General features: G+C 64.2%; 18 protein-coding genes. 4 read left to right on the top strand and 14 right to left on the bottom strand.

Going from position 1 to position 19,210, the window contains the following annotated elements; genetic code table 11:
• Nucleotides 1-25 precede the first annotated feature (25 nt).
• From ACVWWQ_RS10265 to ACVWWQ_RS10255, 3 genes are read right to left on the bottom strand one after another with little or no spacing between them, the layout of a single operon-like run.
• On the bottom strand, nucleotides 26-484 hold the full coding sequence (locus ACVWWQ_RS10265) for a lysozyme inhibitor LprI family protein (RefSeq protein WP_099653695.1): 459 nt from the start codon (nucleotides 482-484) through the stop codon (nucleotides 26-28).
• Complete coding sequence (sufB, locus tag ACVWWQ_RS10260; protein ID WP_208321571.1) at nucleotides 481-1,947, bottom strand: Fe-S cluster assembly protein SufB; 1,467 nt, start codon at nucleotides 1,945-1,947, stop codon at nucleotides 481-483. Before sufB ends, ACVWWQ_RS10265 begins: the two co-directional genes overlap by 4 nt.
• An 8-nt stretch (nucleotides 1,948-1,955) precedes the next feature.
• Nucleotides 1,956-2,444 (bottom strand): SUF system Fe-S cluster assembly regulator, encoded by a 489-nt coding sequence (locus ACVWWQ_RS10255; RefSeq protein WP_133947627.1) that lies wholly within the window; start codon nucleotides 2,442-2,444, stop codon nucleotides 1,956-1,958.
• A 142-nt stretch (nucleotides 2,445-2,586) separates the two neighbouring features.
• On the opposite strand from ACVWWQ_RS10255, the gene ACVWWQ_RS10250 reads away from it, so the two are divergent.
• On the top strand, nucleotides 2,587-3,600 hold the full coding sequence (locus ACVWWQ_RS10250; RefSeq protein WP_133947630.1) for a phosphotransferase: 1,014 nt from the start codon (nucleotides 2,587-2,589) through the stop codon (nucleotides 3,598-3,600).
• Entirely contained in the window at nucleotides 3,597-4,307 is a 711-nt protein-coding gene (gene murU / locus ACVWWQ_RS10245; RefSeq protein WP_099653699.1) for an N-acetylmuramate alpha-1-phosphate uridylyltransferase MurU, read from the top strand. The genes ACVWWQ_RS10250 and murU overlap by 4 nt, the downstream gene beginning before the upstream one ends.
• Here the strand turns inward: murU and motB are convergent.
• The 7 genes from motB to queA form a co-directional block, all read right to left on the bottom strand.
• Nucleotides 4,304-5,368: a flagellar motor protein MotB gene (gene motB / locus ACVWWQ_RS10240; RefSeq protein ID WP_133947632.1), complete on the bottom strand. Its 1,065-nt coding sequence runs from the start codon at nucleotides 5,366-5,368 to the stop codon at nucleotides 4,304-4,306. The two genes, murU and motB, sit on opposite strands and share 4 nt — an antisense overlap.
• A complete protein-coding gene (gene motA / locus ACVWWQ_RS10235; RefSeq protein WP_133947634.1) occupies nucleotides 5,365-6,231 on the bottom strand; it encodes a flagellar motor stator protein MotA in 867 nt (288 codons plus the stop codon). The genes motB and motA overlap by 4 nt, the downstream gene beginning before the upstream one ends.
• 163 nt (nucleotides 6,232-6,394) lie before the next feature.
• A complete protein-coding gene (gene secF, locus ACVWWQ_RS10230; RefSeq protein WP_133947636.1) occupies nucleotides 6,395-7,357 on the bottom strand; it encodes a protein translocase subunit SecF in 963 nt (320 codons plus the stop codon).
• Nucleotides 7,358-7,366: 9 nt separating this feature from the next.
• A complete protein-coding gene (gene secD / locus ACVWWQ_RS10225) occupies nucleotides 7,367-9,250 on the bottom strand; it encodes a protein translocase subunit SecD (RefSeq protein ID WP_133947638.1) in 1,884 nt (627 codons plus the stop codon).
• A gap of 111 nt (nucleotides 9,251-9,361) precedes the next feature.
• Entirely contained in the window at nucleotides 9,362-9,694 is a 333-nt protein-coding gene (gene yajC, locus ACVWWQ_RS10220) for a preprotein translocase subunit YajC (protein WP_099653704.1), read from the bottom strand.
• Nucleotides 9,695-9,870: 176 nt separating this feature from the next.
• A complete protein-coding gene (tgt, locus tag ACVWWQ_RS10215) occupies nucleotides 9,871-10,992 on the bottom strand; it encodes a tRNA guanosine(34) transglycosylase Tgt (protein WP_133947640.1) in 1,122 nt (373 codons plus the stop codon).
• Nucleotides 10,989-12,041, bottom strand: coding sequence for a tRNA preQ1(34) S-adenosylmethionine ribosyltransferase-isomerase QueA (gene queA, locus ACVWWQ_RS10210; protein ID WP_133947642.1), 1,053 nt, complete (start codon nucleotides 12,039-12,041; stop codon nucleotides 10,989-10,991). The genes tgt and queA overlap by 4 nt, the downstream gene beginning before the upstream one ends.
• Before the next feature lie 147 nt (nucleotides 12,042-12,188).
• Here queA and ACVWWQ_RS10205 point away from each other — a divergent pair, with 147 nt between their 5' ends.
• Nucleotides 12,189-13,568 carry an MATE family efflux transporter gene (locus ACVWWQ_RS10205; protein WP_457383380.1) on the top strand — a complete coding sequence of 460 codons (1,380 nt, stop codon included), beginning with the start codon at nucleotides 12,189-12,191 and terminating at the stop codon, nucleotides 13,566-13,568.
• 4 nt (nucleotides 13,569-13,572) lie between these two features.
• Here the strand turns inward: ACVWWQ_RS10205 and ACVWWQ_RS10200 are convergent, their stop codons facing one another.
• Genes ACVWWQ_RS10200 through ACVWWQ_RS10185 form a run of 4 tightly spaced genes read right to left on the bottom strand, consistent with a single transcriptional unit; the run spans nucleotide 13,573 to nucleotide 17,209 of the window.
• Entirely contained in the window at nucleotides 13,573-14,175 is a 603-nt protein-coding gene (locus tag ACVWWQ_RS10200) for a response regulator transcription factor (protein ID WP_099653707.1), read from the bottom strand.
• Nucleotides 14,176-14,227: 52 nt separating this feature from the next.
• Entirely contained in the window at nucleotides 14,228-15,448 is a 1,221-nt protein-coding gene (locus tag ACVWWQ_RS10195) for a sensor histidine kinase (protein ID WP_133947644.1), read from the bottom strand.
• 44 nt (nucleotides 15,449-15,492) lie between these two features.
• Nucleotides 15,493-16,266, bottom strand: coding sequence for an ABC transporter permease (locus ACVWWQ_RS10190; RefSeq protein WP_457383379.1), 774 nt, complete (start codon nucleotides 16,264-16,266; stop codon nucleotides 15,493-15,495).
• A 13-nt stretch (nucleotides 16,267-16,279) separates the two neighbouring features.
• The gene (locus ACVWWQ_RS10185) at nucleotides 16,280-17,209 is read right to left on the bottom strand and encodes an ABC transporter ATP-binding protein (RefSeq protein WP_133947648.1); all 930 of its coding nucleotides are present in this window, start codon (nucleotides 17,207-17,209) and stop codon (nucleotides 16,280-16,282) included.
• A 284-nt stretch (nucleotides 17,210-17,493) separates the two neighbouring features.
• On the opposite strand from ACVWWQ_RS10185, the gene ACVWWQ_RS10180 reads away from it, so the two are divergent.
• Entirely contained in the window at nucleotides 17,494-18,990 is a 1,497-nt protein-coding gene (locus ACVWWQ_RS10180) for an aminotransferase class III-fold pyridoxal phosphate-dependent enzyme (RefSeq protein WP_133947650.1), read from the top strand.
• Nucleotides 18,991-19,210: the final 220 nt, after the last annotated feature.

Raw genomic sequence — 19,210 nt, 5'->3', positions numbered from 1 at the left:
AGGACAGGTGTGGCGTTGGTGGGACTCACTGCAACTGGTCTTTCAACTTGACCGAGCCGCTGCAGACGTCGCCCTCCTCCACGCCGTCCAGCCAGACTTTCAGCTGCGCGACACGCTGCGTGGTCAGCCTGGCCTTGAACCCGCTCTCGCACATCGGGAACACCGACCCGTACTGCACATTTGCTCGCTCACCGGGTGCCAGCGGAAATTTCGCCGCCATTTCCGCATCCCGAAATACCAGCCACGCCTGCTGGGCTTTTTTCAATTGGGCCAGAAATTTTGGCTGATCGTCGTACCTGGCCTGGATCGCCTTCCAGACGCGGTTGAGTTCGGCATCGGCGCGGCCAAACTCCGCGCCCGCACAGGCGTTCAGTTCCGTTTGTGAACCCTGCGGATTGCACTGGATGAAGTCGCCGTCAGCGTCACCCGCTTGAACCGCAAGTGGAAACGCGACAAGAACAAACAGGGCGGCAGCCAGCCTCATCCCACCGCTCCTTCCAGCGACACTTCGAGCAACTTTTTCGCCTCCACCGCGAATTCCATCGGCAGCTCGCGGAAGACCTGTTTGCAGAAGCCGTCGACGATCATCGACACGGCGTCTTCTTCCGAGATGCCGCGCGCACGGCAGTAGAACATCTGCTCGTCGGAGATCTTCGAGGTGGTGGCCTCGTGCTCGACGATCGCCGTGGGGTTCTTCACTTCCATGTACGGAAAGGTGTGGGCACCGCATTTCTTGCCGATCAGCAGGCTGTCGCACTGAGTGTAGTTGCGCGCGCCTTCGGCGCCCTTTTCCATTTTCACCAGGCCACGATAGCTGTTGGAACTGCGCCCGGCGCTGATGCCCTTGGAGACGATCTTGGACTTGGTGTGTTTGCCCAGGTGAATCATCTTGGTGCCGGTATCGGCCTGCTGGAAGTGGTGGGTCAGCGCCACCGAGTAGAACTCGCCGACCGAGCGGTCGCCGCGTAAAACCACGGAAGGGTATTTCCAGGTGATCGCCGAACCGGTTTCCACCTGGGTCCAGCTGATCTTGGAATCGTCACCGCGGCAGTCGCCGCGCTTGGTCACGAAGTTGTAGATGCCGCCGACGCCGTTCTCGTCGCCGGGATACCAGTTCTGCACGGTGGAATATTTGATCTGCGCGCCTTCCAGCGCCACCAGCTCGACCACGGCCGCATGCAGCTGGTTCTCGTCGCGCTTGGGTGCGGTACAACCTTCGAGATAGGACACATGACTGCCCTCCTCGGCCACGATCAGGGTGCGTTCGAACTGACCGGTGTTCTGCGCATTGATGCGGAAGTAGGTGGACAGTTCCATCGGGCAGCGCACGCCCTTGGGAATGAACACGAAGCTGCCGTCGGAGAACACGGCCGAGTTCAGCGCCGCAAAGAAATTGTCGCCGGTGGGCACCACGCTGCCCAAATATTTGCGCACGATCTCCGGGTATTCGCGGATCGCCTCGCTCATCGAGCAGAACAGCACGCCGGCCGCAGCCAGTTGCTTGCGAAAGGTGGTGCCGACCGAGACCGAGTCGAACACCGCATCCACTGCCACGCCTGCCAGCGCCGCACGCTCGTGCAGCGGAATGCCAAGCTTCTCGTAGGTTTCCAGCAACGCCGGATCGACTTCGTCCAGCGACTTCGGACCGGCCTTCGGCGCGGCGTAATAGCTGATCGCCTGGTAATCGATCGGATCGATGTTGAGCTTGGCCCAGTCCGGCTTGGGCATGGTCAGCCAGTGACGAAAGGCATCCAGCCGCCATTCGGTCATCCACTCCGGTTCGCCTTTGATCGCGGAAATCGCGCGCACCGTGCCTTCATCCAGGCCCGGCGGCAAGCCGGTCATCTCGATGTTGGTGATGAAGCCGGCGCTGTAGCTGCGACCGAGGACCTCGGCGACGGCCGCGTTGTCGCGCAACGTGGTGGCGGTGCTGCTCTGTTCGTTCATGATTTTGTTCATTCGGTGGTGACCCGGCGGATTCTGGCGGGCATCGCGATGTCGCTTACGGCGACCGCGGCAACCCGGCGTGATGGCCGGGCGGGTTGTGGCTTCAGCATGTCGGCCAGGCTCACCGCACGGAGCGCGTTGTCCAGCACGTTGTTGACCCGTTGCCAGCTGCCGCGCACGCCGCACTGCGCTTCGCGATCACACTGGCCATCGGCCACGCTGCATTCGGTCATGCCGATCGGACCTTCGATCGCCTCGACGATCTCGACCAGTGAAATGTCGTTTGCCGACCGCGCCAGCCGGTAGCCACCATTGACCCCGCGAAACGACTCCACCAGCGTCGCGTGACCCAGCGCCTTCAGCAGTTTGCTCACCGTCGGCAGCTCCAGCCGCGTCTCGTCGGCGATCTGCACCGCGCTCAGCACCTCGGTCGGGTGCACTGCGATGCAGGTCATCACCACGGTGGCGTAATCGGTCAGTCGGCTGACACGGAGCATGGGACGCTCGAGCGGGAGGCTTTTGAATCGGGACTAAAATGGTACTGATTCGAAGTGCCGCGGTCAATGACGGCATGCCACCGATCTCGTCACGACGGCGGCAGCTCGTTAAGCTGGGGCGATTCCGTTGCCCAACGTTGCCATGACCCAGACTCCCGACCGCGCCACCAGCCGCCTTGCCTGGACCCGCCATGCCCTCGGCGACGCGTCGCTGACGCTCGAACCCGCGTCGGCCGACGCCAGCTTTCGCAGCTACTGGCGCACGGCGCATGCGGGGCAAAGCTGGATCGTGATGGATTCGCCGCCCGCCCAGGAAGACCCCGCCCCGTGGCTGGAGATCGGTGGACGCTTGTCGCGTGCCGGCCTGCACGTGCCCGCCGTACGCGCGCAGGACCTCGCCCAGGGCTTTCTGCTGATCGAGGATCTCGGCTCCCGGCTCTATCTTCCGGCGCTGAACGGCGACACTGTGGATGCGCTTTACGGCGACGCCATGGCTGCCTTGCTGCGCATGCAGCGCGACGTGGACGCCAGTGATCTGCCCCCGTATGACCACGTGTTCCTGCAACGCGAGCTGGAGATCATGCCGGAGTGGTTCCTGCAACGGCATCTCGGCAGCGTGCCCGCGTGCGAAGAATGGGATGTGCTGGAATCGGCCTTCACCGTGTTGCTGAAGAGCGCACTGGAGCAACCGCGCTGCTTCGTGCATCGCGACTACCACAGCCGCAACCTGCTGATCACCGCGCACGACAACCCGGGCATCATCGACTTCCAGGGTGCGCTGCATGGCCCGATCACCTACGACCTGGCTTCGCTGTTGCGCGACTGCTACATCGTGTGGGACCGCGAGCGCGTCGAGGCGTGGGCCGAAACCCATCGCGCACGCCTGCTGGATGCCGGCGTGATCGATCCGGCGGTGGGCCGCGAACGCTTTCTGCGCTGGTTCGACCTGATCGGATTGCAACGGCATATCAAGGTGCTGGGCATTTTCTGCCGGCTGTACTACCGCGACAGCAAGTCCGGTTATCTCGATGATCTGCCGCGCGTGTACGACTACGTGATCGACGTGGCATCGCGTTATCCCGAGCTGGCCGATTTCGTGGCCTTCCTGCGTCGACAAGTGGGCGAACGCGACCTGCGCCAGGCGGTGTCGGCATGAGACATGCGCTGATTTTCGCGGCAGGTCTGGGCGAGCGCATGCGCCCGCTGACCGATCACACGCCCAAACCCCTGTTGTGCGTTGCGGGCAAGCCGTTGATCGTGTGGCATCTGGAAAAGCTGGCCGCCACCGGCGTGCATTACGTCGTGATCAACACCTCGCATCTGGCAGAACAATTCCCCGCCACACTGGGCGACGGCTCCCGCTGGGGGTTGCGCATACGTTATGCCTACGAGGGTCCTTCCCCACTGGAAACCGGTGGCGGCATGCTGAATGCCCTGCCGTTGCTCGGGCCCGAACCGTTCCTGGCGATCAGCGGCGACATCTGGTGCGACGCCGATTTCGCCCAATTGCCGGCTCAGCCACGTGGCTTGGCGCATCTGCTGATGGTGGACAACCCCGGCCATCACCTCGAAGGAGATTTCGCATTGGACGAGGACGGTCTGCTGGACGCCATTGGTGCCCCGAAACTCACGTTCAGCGGCATCGGTGTGTTTCGCCCCGAACTGCTTGCCGGGTGGAAGCCGGTTGCAGGCCAGGCGCCCGGCGCCGTGCCCCCGTCATTCAAGCTTCGCGAGGTATTGCAGCCGGCCATTGCGCGACATGTGGTCGCCGGCAGTCATTACTCTGGCTGCTGGACAGACGTGGGCACACCCGAGCGTCTCGCGCAGATCGATGCGCGGCTGCGTTCGGCCTCGCCGGCTTAAGGCGAAGCGGGCTTCGACACCGGGATAGGCCCACCAGCATTGGCACCCGCCGCGTTGACGCCATGAACCGTTGCGGGAAACGGGGGAAGCAATGCTCCGGCAACCGCGAGACCTGCGCCAGTCGTCACCACGGATGACGCGCCGCGTGCCGGCGATGCCGGCACGATCTCCTGGCTGCCCGCCAGCTCCTGCGCCCGGGCCGCGCTCTCCGCCTGGTCGGTCATCACGATGATGCTTATTCGTCGATTGACCGGGTCGGCCGGATGCTGTTTGTCGAATGGTACGGAGGCCGCCAGGCCCAGCACGCGGGAGATCTTGCCCTCCGTCAGACCACCGGCCAGCAAGGCGCGGCGGGCTGCATTGCCCCGATCGGCGGACAGCTCCCAATTGCTGTAGTTGCGTTGCGCCGAGTACGGCGCGTCATCGGTATGACCGGAGATGCTGATCTTGTTCGGAACGCCGTCGATGGACCGGCCAAGCTCGTGCAGGATCTGCACGGTGTACGGCTTCAGGCTGGCGCTGCCGAGATCGAACATCGGCCGGCTGAGTTTGTCCACGATCTGGATGCGCAAACCTTCCGGCGTGATATCCAGCAGCAGTTGATCCTTGAAAGGGGCCAGCGCCTGACTGCTCTGGATGGACGCGTTCAGTTGCTTCATCAACTCATCAAGACGTGCCTTGTCAGCCAGTCGCGCCTGCTTGAGTGCCGCCTCGACATCGTGCTTCACCACGGGCACGCCACGGCGGGCATCACCCGGACCTCGCGGCAAGTCCATGGCGCCGCCCAGCGCAATGACGCTGTCGCTGGCTCCGCCAGGGCCAGCCTTGCCAGGCGGCGCCACCGTCGCCGTGCCGGGCGTCATGCTGGGGTTCTTGAAGTACTCGGAAATGGCTGCCTTCTGCTCGCGGGTGCCCACGCCGATCAGCCACATCACCAGGAAGAACGCCATCATGGCCGTGACGAAATCCGCGTACGCGACTTTCCACGCGCCGCCATGATGACCCGGCTTCTTGCGTCGGGCCCGACGGATGATGACGGCCTGCTCGAACTCCTGGCTCATGCGCCACCACCGCGGACGCTCTTCAGGTGACCTTCCATGTCCAGGAAGCTCGGACGCGACTGTCCGGACAGGGATTTGCGCGCGAACTCGACCGACACCATCGGGTTGTAGCCACGCAGGTTGGCCATCATCGCGATTTTCACGCACTCGAAGGCCCTGCCATCCTCCTGCGCCCGGCTTTCCATGGCCGAGGCCAGCGGCCCCACGAAGCCGTAGCAAAGCAGGATGCCCAGGAAGGTCCCGACCAGTGCGCCGGCAATATGTTCGCCGATCTTCGAGGTGTCGCCACCGAGCTGCGACATGGTGGTCACGATGCCGAGTACCGCCGCCACAATGCCGAATCCGGGCAGCGCATCGGCGCACTTCATGACCGCCATTGCCGGAGCTTCCGCTTCCTGATGGTGAGCCTCCAGCTCGACGTCCAGCAGCTGTTCCAGTTCCTGGGGATTCATGCTGCCGCCAACGATCAGTCGCAGGCAGTCGGTGATGAATTCGATCAGATGATGCTCCGCCAACAGACGCGGGTACGCCGAGAAAACCTCGCTGCTGGCGGGATCTTCGATGTGCGACTCCAGGCTCAGCAAACCGTTCTTTCGCGTCAGGCTGAAGATGTCATAGAGCAGCGCGAGCAGGTCGACATAGTCCTGTCGGCGGTAGGCCGGCCCTTTCAACAGACCCAACATGTCGCGCACCGCCGCCTTGACCACGCTGACCGGGCTTGCCGCAAGGAACGCACCCGCCGCACCACCACCGATGATCAACAGTTCGTACGGCTGCCACAGCGCCAGCAGCTTGCCGTGCGACAGCAGGTAACCACCCGTCACGCTGATGAGCACCACCAAAGAACCAAGAACCACAAACATGCTACTTCCAGCGCAGGATCGATCCTCGCTTATCGACCGTTGCGGGAAAAGATGTAGGTCGCTTGTTCACCGATTTCCCGGAAAAGGTTCCACCGCAGGTCATCGGAGAAAAGGAAAGGCCCGGCAATGCCGGGCCTTTCCAGGAGTGCCTGCCGAGCCGCGATTACGGGCGGCGGGCGAGTTCCGGGTTTTCCTTGGTCACCAGCATCAGGTCCTTCTTCGACACGCCCAGCCACAGCAGGATCGGGCTGGCGACGAAGATCGACGACAGCGTGCCGACCACGATACCGATCAGCATGGTGACGGCGAAACCGTGCACCGCGGTGCCGCCGAAGAAGAACAGCGCGCCCATGGTGATCGCGGTGAACAATGAGGTGATGATGGTTCGCGACAAGGTGTTGTTGATCGAGCGGTTGAGGATTTCTTCCGGCTCGGCCTTGCGCGCAAGGCGGAACAGCTCGCGGATGCGGTCGAATACCACCACCTTGTCATTGATCGAGTAACCGATCACGGCCAGCACCGAGGCCAGCACGGTCATGTCGAACTCGCGCTGCACCAGTGCCAGAATGCCCAGCGTGACCAACACGTCATGGACTTCGGTGGCCACCGCGGCGATCGCGAAGCGACGCTCGAAGCGGATCCACAGGTAGGCCATGATGCCGAGGATCACGAACACCGCGGCCACGGTGCCGTCGCTGCGCAGTTCGGCGCCAACCTCGGCACTGATGAATTCGGGATTCTTCAGCTTCGCGTCCGGTCGCGAGGCCTGCAGCACCTTGGTCACGTTGGCCGCCACGCGATCCAGGTTGATCTTGCCACTGGCATCGGCGGCTTCCGGCACATCCTTGGTCTGCATGCGGATGGAAACCTCGCGCGTGCCGCCGAGGCTCTGCACCATCGCACCGTCCAGCCCGCCCTTTTCCAGCGCCGCGCGGACGTCCGCGATCTCCACCGACTGGTCGTAGTCGACCGTCATCGATACGCCGCCGGTGAAGTCCAGACCGTAGTTGAGGCCCTTCGTCGCGATCAGCGCGATCGAGGCGACCATCAGCAGGATGGCGATCGCAATGGTGTACTTGCGCATCCCCAGGAAGTGGATGTTGCTGTCGTGATTGAAAATTTCCATGGGTATTCCTTAGACCGACAGCGTCTTGAGCTTGCGGTTGCCGTGGATCGCCGCGGTGAACGCGTGCGTCAAGGTGACCGAGGTGAACAATGAAGTCAGGATGCCGATCATCAGCGTCACACCGAAGCCCTTGATCGCGCCGCTGCCCATCGTGGTCAGCGCCAGTGCGGCGATCAGGTGGGTGACGTTGGCGTCCAGAATGGTCGACCAGGCCTTCTCGTAACCGGCACGGATCGAGGCGTGCGGGCTGGAACCGTTGCGCAACTCCTCGCGTATGCGTTCGCAGATCAGCACGTTCGCATCGATGGCCATGCCCAGCGTCAGCACGATACCGGCCACGCCAGGCATGGTCAGCGTCACGCCGATCAGCGACATCACCGCGACCAGAATCACCAGGTTGAAGAACAGCGCGATGTCAGCCACCAGGCCGAACAGCTTGTAGTAGACCGCCGCCGCCAGCAGCACCAGGGCCAGGCCGAGCATCACCGCCTTGAAGCCCTTGTTGATGTTGTCCTGACCCAGGCTGGCACCGATCACGCCTTCGGCGACGATGTCCATCGGCGCCGCCAATGCGCCGCCCTTGAGCAGCAGCGCCAGGTCGGAGGCTTCCTTCGGCGTGCCCAGACCGCTGGTCTGGAACTTGTTGCTGAAGGCACCCTGGATGGTCGCGTCGTTGATCACGGTTTCGGTGACCTTCGGAACGCGCACTTCCTTGCCGTCGACCAGCTTGGTCTCGTACACCTGCTCCACGTACAACACCGCCATCGGCTTGCCGACGTTGGCATTGGTGAAGTCGCCCATCTTGCGAGCGCCGGCGGCATTCAGGGTGACATCCACCTTCGGCGTGCCACTCTGCTGGTCGATGCCGGACGAAGCATCGACCAACTGGTTGCCGGTCACGATGATCTGCTTGCTCACCAGCACCGGACGATGGTCGCCGCGCATGTAATACAGGTTGGCATCCGGCGGGATATTGCCGGTGCGCGCGGCTTCCACCGCACGCGCATCGCCGGGCTGGCCGATGCCGGGACGATATTGCAGCGTGGCGACCGCGCCGATCAGCTTCTTCGCCTCGGTCGGATCCTGCACGCCGGCCAGTTCGACCACGATGCGGCTTTCGCCCTGCTGCTGGATCAACGGTTCGGACACGCCCAGCACGTTGATGCGGTTGCGCAGCGTGCCGAGGTTCTGGGTGATCGCACTGCGCGACAGTTCACGCAGCTTTTCCGGCTTGATCACCACGTTCAACACGAAGCGATCGCCCGTGCTGGGGCCGTCGGACACGTTGAGATCGGTGTATTCGTTGGCGATCGCGTCCGAAGCGGTGGAACGATCGGCGGCGGACCGCAGGATCACCGTGATGCCCTGACCCGCGGTGGCGTTGCGAACCACGGACTCGTAACGGATGTTCTTCTGGCGCAGCAGGCTGCGCACGTCGTCGGCGTAACTGTTTTCCTGCTTCTCGATCGAATCCTTCTGGTCGACCTGCATCAGGAAGTGCACGCCACCTTGCAGGTCCAGGCCCAACGGCATCGAGCGGGCGCCAATGGCACCCAGCCAGTGCGGCACGTTGGATTGCAGCTTGAACGCCACGGTGTAACCGTCGCCCAGCAGCGTCTTGATTTCGTCCAGACCGCTCTTCTGCACATCGGAGTTGGCGAAGGTGGCCAGCAGGTGGTCACCTTCGACGAACACGTCGATGACGGCGATCTTCTTCGCCTTCAGGTCTGCTTCCACCTTTTGCTGGATGGCTTCGTTGATCGGCGGCGCGTCGCGGTTCGCCATGACCTGCACGGCGGGCACCGGCGGGAAGGCGTTCGGCAAGGCGTAAATCACGCCGAACAACATCACCAGCGCGACCAGCGCGTACTTCCAGCGAGGAAAATCACTCATGCCTTGAATCCATCAAAGCCGCGGCACCAGGCCGCAGCGGTAGCAAAAATCGGGAATGGCCACATCGCAAGACGCCGCCCAGGCCCCCTGGCGGCGTCCGGTACGCTTTCGTCAGACAGCTTTCAGCGAGCCCTTCGGCAGCACTTGTTGCACCGATCCCTTCTGTACCTTGACCATCACGTTGGCCGCGATCTCGACCGTGATGAAGGTCTCGCCCACTTCGCTGACGCGACCGGCAATACCGCCGTTGGTGACCACTTCGTCACCCTTGGCCAGGCCGGCGATCAGCGCACGATGCTCCTTCTGCCGCTTCGCCTGCGGGCGGATCATCATGAAATACATCAGGCCGAACAGCACCACCATCATGATGATCATGGACATGCCGCCACCGGCGGGCTGCGCAGGCGCAGCCTGGGCGAGCACGGGAGAGATCGAAAAAATCATGAATTTGTCTCGCAAGTTGGGGCGCCATCGACGTTTTCGACAGAGCGCCTGAGAAAAGATTCCCGATTATGCCATGCACCCCCCGAGCGTGCCACGCGGCGCCGCAAGGGCTCCCACACGGGGTCAGAGTCACTTTTCGCAAGCGAAAAGTGACTCTGACCCCGTCCCCGCACAGCTCAGCCGGCACCTTGGCGGCGGGCGTAGAACTCCGCCACGAAGGTTTCCAAGGTCTGTCCGGCGATCGCTTCGCGCAAGCCCGCCATCAGACGCTGGTAGTAGCGCAGGTTGTGCATGGTGGCCAGCTGACTGCCGAGAATCTCGTTGCAACGGTCCAGATGGCGCAGATAGGCGCGACTGAACCCGTTGCTGCAGCTGTAGCAGTCGCAGCCCTCTTCGATCACGCGGGTGTCAGTGGCGTACTTCGCGTTGCGGATGCGCAAGGTGCCTTCGGCGGTGAACAGGAATCCGTTGCGGGCGTTGCGAGTGGGCATCACGCAGTCGAACATGTCGATGCCGCGACGCACTGCCTCGACGATGTCCTCGGGACGACCCACGCCCATCAGGTAGCGCGGCTTGTCCGCGGGCAGCAGTGGCACGGTGAAATCCAGCGCGTGGTTGCGCTCGGCCTCCGGCTCCCCCACGGCAAGGCCACCTACGGCGTAGCCATCAAAGCCGATATCGATCAGCCCCGCGGCCGAACGCTGGCGCAGATTCTCGTAGACACTGCCCTGCACGATGCCGAACAGGGAGTTGGGGTTCTTCAGATCATCGAACGCGCGACGCGAGCGCGCAGCCCAGCGCAGGCTCAGTTCCATCGAATCCGAGGCCACCTTCTCGGTCGCCGGATAGGGCGTGCACTCATCGAAGATCATCGCGATGTCCGAATCCAGCGTTTTCTGGATCTGCATCGACACTTCCGGCGACAGGAACACCTTCGAGCCGTCCACCGGCGAGGCGAACGTCACGCCTTCCTCGGTGATCTTGCGCTTGTGTGCCAGCGAGAACACCTGGAAACCACCCGAATCGGTGAGGATCGGCTTGTCCCAGCCGATGAACTTGTGCAGGCCGCCGAACTTCTCGATGATCTCCAGGCCCGGGCGCAGGAACAGGTGAAAGGTGTTGCCCAGGATGATCTCCGCGCCTACTTCGCGGATGTCCCGCGGCGTCATCGCCTTGACCGAACCGTAAGTGCCCACCGGCATGAAGGCCGGCGTCTCGATGGTGCCGCGGGCGAACGTGAGACGACCGCGGCGGGCGGCACCATCGGTGGCGTGAAGGTCGAACTGGAGGGAGGTCATCCAGCCATTATCGCGGGTTTGATGCCGTGCGGCAGGATCAGCATCGCGTCGCCATAGGAGAAGAAGCGGTAACGCTGTTCCACGGCGTGGCGATAGGACTCCAACATGTACTCGCGCCCGGCCAGCGCGGAGACCAGCATCAGCAGGGTCGACTGCGGCAGATGGAAGTTGGTCAGCAAGCCGTCGATGCTGGTGAAGTGGTAACCGGGGAAGATGAAGATCTGCGTTTCACCGGCGAACGGATGCAGCTCGCCGTCCTTGCTGGCGCTTTCCAGCGCACGCACCACCGTGGTGCCCACCGCGATCACCCGGCCGCCGTTGGCGCGGGTGCGGCGGATCTGGCCGATCAGATGGGCACCGACGTTGAGCCACTCGCGGTGCATGTGGTGGTCTTCGAGATTGTCGGCGCGCACCGGCTGGAAGGTGCCGGCACCCACATGCAGGGTGACGTAGCCGAAATCGATGCCGCGCTCGTGCAAGCGGTCCAGGGTTGCCTGGTCGAAATGCAGGCCGGCGGTCGGCGCGGCCACGGCGCCGGGTTCGCGCGCGAACACGGTCTGGTAGCGCTCCATGTCGCTGGCATCGGCGTGCCGCTCGATATACGGCGGCAACGGCATCTCGCCCAGCTTCAGCAGCAGTTTTTCCAGTGGCTCGGGCGCTTCGAAGCGCAGCCGGAAGAAGCCTTCATCGCGCCCCAGCACGACGGCATGGCTGCCATCGGCCAGTTCGATCCGGCCGCCCTCCTTCGGTTTCTTGCTGACCCCGAGTTGCACCACCGCCTCGTGTGCGCCGGTGACCCGCTCGATCAGGATCTCCACCGCGCCACCGGTTTCCTTGCGCCCGTAAAGCCGCGCCGGCAGCACGCGGGTGTCGTTGAACACCAGCAGGTCGCCAGGTCGCAGAAAGTCGGGCAAGTCGCGAAACATGCGGTCCTGCCGCGTCTGCGCCGCCACGTCGAGCAGCAACATGCGGCTGGCCGAACGTTCGGCCAGCGGCGCCTGCGCGATCAGTTCGGGGGGCAACTCAAAATCGAAATCGGACTTCTTCAAAATCGGCTCAAGGGACGCCCGCGATCCACGGACAAGCGCGCATTATCCCGCAGTGGCCGGCCGCTGGCATCCTCCCCCACCTGCGCCGGCATGGGCAACGGCCCGCGCCGGATGGGAGAATGCCGCGACCTGGGCAACGGCTTTTTCATGCATTCACTGCGCCGCGACTGGCATCATCGGCCCACGCACCGCCGGGTGTGGCGGCTGGCCGCGCCGATGATCGCCTCCAACCTGACCGTGCCACTGGTGTCGCTGGTCGACAGCATCATGGCCGGCCACCTGCCGCATGCCGAGCAGCTCGGCGCGGTGGCGGTGGGCAGCGCGGTGTACGCCTTGCCCGTGTGGATCTGCGGCTTTTTGCGCATGGGCACGATCGGCTTCGCCGCGCAGGCGACCGGTCGCTCCGACGGCGACACGCTGCGCCGCGTGCTGGTGCAGGCACTGGCCATGGCGATCACCCTGGCCGGCGTGGTCCTGCTGCTGGCATGGCCGCTGCTGCCAACCGTGCTGAACATGATGAAGCCGTCGGCTGCGCTGGACGGCTTCGCGCTTGCCTACCTGCACGTTCGCCTGGCCGGTTTGCCGGCAGCGCTGGTCAGCTATGCGCTGATCGGCTGGTATCTGGGCATGCAGAACGCGGGCATGGCCCTGCGGGTCACGGTGGTCACCAACGTGGTCAATATCGTGTTGAACCTGGTCTTCGTGCTGGCCCTGAAATGGCAGGTCAGCGGTATCGCACTGGCATCGGTGATTGGCGAATGGAGCGGTGCACTGGCCGGTCTGGGCTGTGTCGCGGGGCAACTGCGCCGTTACCCCGGTCAGCTGCAGGCTCGCGTGATGCGTCGTTGGGCGAGCTGGCAACCGCTGCTGGCAGTCAATCGCGACATCTTCATCCGCAGCCTCGCGCTGCAAGGTGTCTTCTTTGCCGTGACCGTGCTGGGCACACGCATCGGCGGCAGCACGGTGGCGGCCAATGCGCTGCTGCTCAATGGTTTGCTGGTGGTCTCGTTTGCGCTGGATGGCCTGGCCAATGCCGTCGAGGCGCTGACGGGGCATGCACTGGGCCGCGGCGATCGCCTGGCGCTGCATCGGGCGCTGGTGGTCGCGGGCGGCTGGTCGCTGCTGGGCGGCGTGCTGTTCGCGATCCTGTTCGGCGTGTTCGGGCACACGTTCATCGATCTGCAAACCGATATCGTCCAGGTACGCATCACCGCCTACCCCTACCTGCCTTACCTCGCCGCGCTGCCGCTGGTCGCGGTGTGGAGCTATCTGCTGGACGGGCTGTTTGTCGGCGCCAGTCGCGCTCGCGAGATGCGCAACACCATGCTGCTTGCGGGCATGACCTTCGCGCTGCTGGCCGCCGAGCTTCGGCCATGGGGAAATCACGGGCTGTGGCTGGCGTTTCTCGGCTTCATGCTCGCGCGAGCCGCCGCCATGGCGTGGACGGCACGCGGCATCACGCGGCGTGACGAATGGATCGCCACGAACACCGGGCCCGGCAACGTGGAGGCTGCGCCAAACAGCTGAGCGCCTACAACCAGCCTTTTTGCCGCGCCAGCCGATAGGCCTCGATGCGGTTGGCCACGCCCAGTTTCCCGATGGCTTCGGACAGATAGTTGCGCACGGTGCCGTGCGAGAGATTCAAATGCGTGGCGATGTCACCCGCGGACTGCCCCTCGCCGGCCAGACGCAGCACCTGACGTTCGCGGTCGTTCAGCGGATCGGCTTCCGACCATGCCTCCAACGCCAGCTGCGGGTCGATCGCGCGGCCGCCGCGATGCACGGTGCGCAAGGCTTCGGCGAGATTCTCGGCAGGCGCATCCTTCAACAAATAGCCGGACACGCCCGCATCCAGCGCGCGACGCAGGAAGCCGGGCCGCGCGAACGTGGTGACGATGACCACCTTGATCGGCAGGGCCTGACGCTGGATGCGCTGCGCCAGCTCCAGCCCGGTCAGGCCCGGCATCTCGATGTCGGTGACCAGCACGTCAGGCTGGTGCCTCTGAATGTCGCGCCAGGCGGCTTCGCCATCGGCAGCCGAACCGAGCACATCGATATCCGATTCCAGCGTGAGCAGTGCCGACAGCGCGCCGCGCACCATTGCCTGATCTTCGGCCAGCAAAACGCGAATCATGGAAGTACCTGTCTATGAAAAAAGGAAAGCCGCTGGCAACCGAGGCGCCCGATCAGGCGGCAGGATAACGGGGTGAGTTGCGGGCCTCTGCCGGAGCCACGGCAGAGCTGCGTGACGGCTCGACCAGGCGCAGCACCGGCACCGGCACCACCACCCGCAACCGCGTACCGCCACCGAGCGGCGACTCCACCCCGAGGCTCCCGCCCAGGGCGCGCACGCGCTCGCGCATGCCGCTCAGGCCATTGCCGTCGGTGGCAATGCCGCCCCGACCGTTGTCATTGATCTGCATGCACACGGCAGCCTGCTCGCGACGCAAGTCAATCTGCACGGAACTGGCGGCCGCATGCCGGGCGATGTTGGTCACCGCTTCGCGCAGCACCAGCGAAAGTCCCCGTTCGATCTCCGCCGGCATGTCGATTGGCGCGGCGCTGTATTCCAGATGTACCCGCGACGACTCCAGCAGCAGCCGGGCGGAAGCGAGTTCGGCCGCAAGATCGGTAGCGCGGATGCCCGTGACCGCGCTGCGCACTTCGGCCAGTGCAAGTCGCGCGACTTTCTCGGCCTCTTCGACTTCGCGCCTGGCTGCCTCGACATCGCGATCGAACAACTTGCGCGACAGCTCCAGCTTCAGCGTGATGAGCGACAGCGTATGGCCGAGCAAGTCATGCAGATCCCGCCCGATCCGTTCGCGCTCCGCGGTGGCAGCGAGCCGGCGCACTTCGTCATGGGACAGGCTGAGCGCCGCATCCTTTTCGTGGTGAAGCTGCTCGACGGTGACGATGATGCAGATCACGAACACGGTGACCGGCATGATCACCAGCAAGGCAGCCGGATAACCGAGCCACCACGCCAATGCCACATAGATGGCATTGAGCGCCAATACCTGCAGGACGTAGCTGCGGAATTGGCGCCGATCGCAATGACCAAGCATTACGCAGGCATACACGAAATAGCTGAGGCCACTGGGATACCAGCGCATCAGGCCGAAACACAGCACCGCCATGGCCCACGCATAAAAATGGGCGGTCTTCCGCGGAGCCAGCTGGACCTTCGCGAACAGCAGCAGGAACAGCGGGTAGGAAACCAGCGTGAACAGCAGCCAGCTCAGCGTGTAGCCGCGCAAGCCGTGATCGAATATCGGCGTGATGAAGATCCACAGCGACCACAGCAAGTGCACGCTGTCGGCCCACGGCGACTTGCCGCGGCGCAGGTCGTCGGCCACGGCGGAGTCCGGGGCCGGAACGAACCATCGGGCAATCAAGGCGGGCATCATGGCGTGGCGTTTCGCTGAAACTGCGGAATGCATCGCATGCTACTTCAACCGTGCCGACGCAGGCGGCGCGCCGCCAGCAGCAGGAAGCCGGCGGTGAACCCCAGCAGCACCAGCACATGGCCCGTCAGCGGCCCCTGATTCATCCCCACCGCCGCCAAGGCGAGCCTGTCCAGGTGGTAGCTCGGCCATACCGGCGCGATCTGCTGCAGGAACTTCGGCAGCATCGACAGCGGAAACCACAGGCCTGACGCGATCGACATCGGCAGATAGATCAATTGCAGCACACCGGGCGCACCCTGGCCCTTGATCAGCGTGCCGACGAACATGCCCAGCGCGCAGAACGGCAATACGCCCAACGTGCCGGTAAGCAGCATGGCACCGGCCTGAAACAGACTCAGCCTCACGTGTCCCAGCGACACAGCCATGGCCAGCAGCAGCAGGATGACCACCGCGGCTGCGACCATCGCCATCAGCATCTTGCCCAGCAGATACGCGCCCGAGGGCATCGGCAGCGCTCGCTTGAACGTCAGCAGGCCACCATCGCGCTCCAGCGCCAGCGACACACCGAAACCGAACAGGCCTGGACTCATCACGCCGAACACGCCGTAGCTGGCCAGCAGGTAGCGCGCCGCATCAGCCCCCCCGGCTTTGCCCATCATTACGGCGAAAAACAGATAGAACAGTGCCGGGAACAGCATGATCGGAACCATGAAGCCCGGATTGCGCATGTAGCGCAGGCATTCACTGCGCGCTTCTTCCAGATAGGCGCCGATGACGCGGCTGCGCGGCATCACGGGCGCGATCGATTCGTTGGACATGACGGTTTCCATCTCAGGCGGCCTCGCGCTGGTCGGTATCTGATGCCTGGTCGGCATCGCGGGTGAGTTCGGTGAAGGCCTCGGCCAGGCCGGCGCGCTGCACTTCCAGCTCGCGCAGGTGCAAGTCGGCGGCGAACAAGCGGCGCACCACGACTTCAGCTTCGGCCGCCGTGATGTGCAGGCGTTCGTTCTCTCGACGCACTTCGTTGACCTCCGGCCAGCTGCGGACTGTGTCGACCGACAGAGTGCTCAGGCAGCGGATGCGTTTGAGTGCGACCCGCGCGCGCAACTCGTCGACCGTGCCCTCATGGATCATGCGGCCATGCGACATCACGCAGACCCGATCGGCCAATGCCTCGGCCTCTTCCAGATAATGCGTGGTGAGCAGCACGGCGCAACCTTCGGCGATCAGCCGACGAATGGTCGACCACAAATGCTGGCGCGCATCGATGTCCATGCCCACGGTGGGCTCGTCGAGAAACAGCAGCTCGGGTCGACCGCACAGCGCCAGCGCGAACTGGACACGTCGTTGCTGGCCACCGGAGAGCTTCGCGTAGGGGCGCTTGAGCAGGTCGGACACGCCGGCCAGTTCCGCGGATTCCTGCAGCGGGCGCGGGGTCGGGTAGTAGCTGGCGGTCAGTCGCAACAACTCGCCGACCCGCAGCGTCGGTGGCAACTCGGCGTTCTGCAGCATCACGCCGATGCGCCGCCGCGGCTCGATCGCCTGCGGGTCCTCGCCGAACAGCTGCGCGCTGCCGGCGTCGGGGCGAACAAGCCCCAGCAGCAAGGCGATCGCCGTGGTCTTGCCGGCACCATTGGGACCAAGCAGCGCCAGCAGTTCGCCCCGGCGAACCTGCAGATCAGCCCCATCCAGGGCGGTGAGTGGCCCATATCGCTTGACGGCACCGTCAAGGCAGGCGACGGGTGGGTGGGTTGGCAGCATGGGAAATCCTCCTGTGTGCCGACATGCTGCGCGCCTCTGCCCAATGACAGCAGTAGTGCCCGTCAGCCATCCGGAATGACAGCCGTCACCCGCTCCACGGGGTTACGGCAGCTGACGCCGCAAGGTATCCTCTGGGGGATAAGGTCGCCCGAAAGCGTCAACCATGGCGACTCAAACGCATGAATTCATTGAAAAACGCGCATCAGCCCGCGTTTCTCGTCACGCATTCACCAATCCGCCATCCGGCACACGTTGCCGCCCGGCAGAGCTACGGAGGATTCATCATGGGTGTGATCAATCAGCTGCGCGAACTGCGCGATTTCGGCGGCAAGCCGCGTACCACCGGCCTGGACGACGCCAGCATCGAGCGCATGGCGGCCAACGACCCGTTGCTGGTGCAGGCGATTGCCGAGGCGGTTGCCCGGCACCACGAGCTGCGCGCCGACCTCGGCGACTTCCTCAAGCTCGATGAGAGCGAGCAGTTGGCCCAGGCGCAGGCGGGCCTGGTCAACTTCTATCCCGATGACGCGATCAACCCGTACCTGCCGGCTTCCGCACGCGGTCCGTGGATCGTCACCCTGAAGGGCGCGGTCGTGCACGACAACGGCGGCTACGGCATGCTCGGCTTCGGCCACAACGATGCCGCGATTCTGGCTGCCCTGGGCCGCCCGCAGGTGATGGCCAACGTGATGTCGCCGAGCGTGGCGCAGCTGCGCTTCACCAAGGCGCTGAACAAGGAGCTGGGTCGCAACCGTGGCGGCAGTCCCTATGCCCGCTACATGTGCCTCAACTCCGGCTCCGAGTCGGTAACCCTGGCCTGCCGCATTGCCGACGTCAACGCGAAGGCGATGACCGACGAGGGCGGCCGTTACGCCGGTCGCACGATCAAGCGGCTGGCGGTCAAGGGCGCGTTCCACGGCCGCACTGAAAAGCCGGCGCTGTATTCCGATTCCAGCCGCAAGGCGTACCAGCAGAACCTGGCCAGCTACCGCCACGAAGACAGCGTGATCACCGTGGCTCCGTATGACGTGGCCCAATTGAAAGCGGCCTTCGCCGACGCCGACCAGCATGGCTGGTTCATCGAGGCGATGTTCCTTGAGCCGGTGATGGGTGAAGGTGACCCGGGCCGGGCGGTGACGGCCGAGTTCTACAAGGCTGCGCGCGAACTGACCCAGGCGCACGGCAGCCTGCTGCTGATCGACTCGATCCAGGCGGGCCTGCGCACCCACGGCGTGCTGTCGTTCGTGGACTACCCCGGTTTCGAGGATCTGCCGCCGCCGGACATGGAGACGTTCTCCAAGGCGCTCAACGCCGGTCAGTATCCGCTGTCCGTGCTCGCCGTCACCGAACATACCGCCGAGCTTTACCGCAAGGGCATCTACGGCAACACCATGACCGCCAATCCGCGGGCACTGGACGTGGCGCTGACCACGATGGCCGAACTCAGCGACGACGTGCGCAGCAACATCCGCGAACGCGGCAAGGAATTCGTCGACAAGTTCAACGCATTGAAGAACGAGCTGGGCGGACTGATCACCAAGGTGCAGGGCACCGGCCTGCTGTTCTCGTGCGAACTGGCTCCCGAGTACAAGTGCTATGGCGCCGGCTCGACCGAGGAATACCTGCGCGAGCATGGCATCGGCGTGATTCATGGCGGCACCAACTCGCTGCGCTTCACGCCGCACTTCAAGGTGACCAGCGCCGAGATCGACCTGATCGTGTTCCACGTTCGCAAGGCTTTGCTGGAAGGTCCGCGCAAGGCGAAGGCCGAAGCGGCCTGATCCCACCTGCAGGTTGTTGCGCTGCGCAGGCCGCGCCGGTCATTCCGGCGCGGCCTTTTGTTGCGGGCGGCCCCCATGCGCTGGCTTGCCCCACACGGGTGTCGTCCGGCACCCCGGCTGGATTCAGCTGAATATTTCATGCACGCAAGATCTTGCGTGCAGACGCGGAGGAGTTCCCTGCATAGACTGGCCGAGCCGGCATCAGCCGGTTACCCAGGGA

Source organism: Rhodanobacter sp. TND4EL1, assembly GCF_054061035.1.
This window is presented reverse-complemented; position numbering and strand designations above follow the sequence as displayed.

Bases quoted from the DNA above. Each gene is read 5' to 3' on its own strand.
- ACVWWQ_RS10185 (WP_133947648.1), bottom strand. From the start codon at position 17,209: ATGCTGCCAACCCACCCACCCGTCGCCTGCCTTGACGGTGCCGTCAAG.
- yajC (WP_099653704.1), bottom strand. From the start codon at position 9,694: ATGATTTTTTCGATCTCTCCCGTGCTCGCCCAGGCTGCGCCTGCGCAG.
- ACVWWQ_RS10205 (WP_457383380.1), top strand. From the start codon at position 12,189: ATGCATTCACTGCGCCGCGACTGGCATCATCGGCCCACGCACCGCCGG.
- secF (WP_133947636.1), bottom strand. From the start codon at position 7,357: ATGGAAATTTTCAATCACGACAGCAACATCCACTTCCTGGGGATGCGC.
- ACVWWQ_RS10250 (WP_133947630.1), top strand. From the start codon at position 2,587: ATGACCCAGACTCCCGACCGCGCCACCAGCCGCCTTGCCTGGACCCGC.
- motA (WP_133947634.1), bottom strand. From the start codon at position 6,231: ATGTTTGTGGTTCTTGGTTCTTTGGTGGTGCTCATCAGCGTGACGGGT.
- ACVWWQ_RS10195 (WP_133947644.1), bottom strand. From the start codon at position 15,448: ATGATGCCCGCCTTGATTGCCCGATGGTTCGTTCCGGCCCCGGACTCC.
- ACVWWQ_RS10180 (WP_133947650.1), top strand. From the start codon at position 17,494: ATGGGTGTGATCAATCAGCTGCGCGAACTGCGCGATTTCGGCGGCAAG.
- ACVWWQ_RS10200 (WP_099653707.1), bottom strand. From the start codon at position 14,175: ATGATTCGCGTTTTGCTGGCCGAAGATCAGGCAATGGTGCGCGGCGCG.
- ACVWWQ_RS10265 (WP_099653695.1), bottom strand. From the start codon at position 484: ATGAGGCTGGCTGCCGCCCTGTTTGTTCTTGTCGCGTTTCCACTTGCG.
- murU (WP_099653699.1), top strand. From the start codon at position 3,597: ATGAGACATGCGCTGATTTTCGCGGCAGGTCTGGGCGAGCGCATGCGC.
- tgt (WP_133947640.1), bottom strand. From the start codon at position 10,992: ATGACCTCCCTCCAGTTCGACCTTCACGCCACCGATGGTGCCGCCCGC.
- ACVWWQ_RS10255 (WP_133947627.1), bottom strand. From the start codon at position 2,444: ATGCTCCGTGTCAGCCGACTGACCGATTACGCCACCGTGGTGATGACC.
- ACVWWQ_RS10190 (WP_457383379.1), bottom strand. From the start codon at position 16,266: ATGTCCAACGAATCGATCGCGCCCGTGATGCCGCGCAGCCGCGTCATC.
- secD (WP_133947638.1), bottom strand. From the start codon at position 9,250: ATGAGTGATTTTCCTCGCTGGAAGTACGCGCTGGTCGCGCTGGTGATG.
- sufB (WP_208321571.1), bottom strand. From the start codon at position 1,947: ATGAACGAACAGAGCAGCACCGCCACCACGTTGCGCGACAACGCGGCC.
- motB (WP_133947632.1), bottom strand. From the start codon at position 5,368: ATGAGCCAGGAGTTCGAGCAGGCCGTCATCATCCGTCGGGCCCGACGC.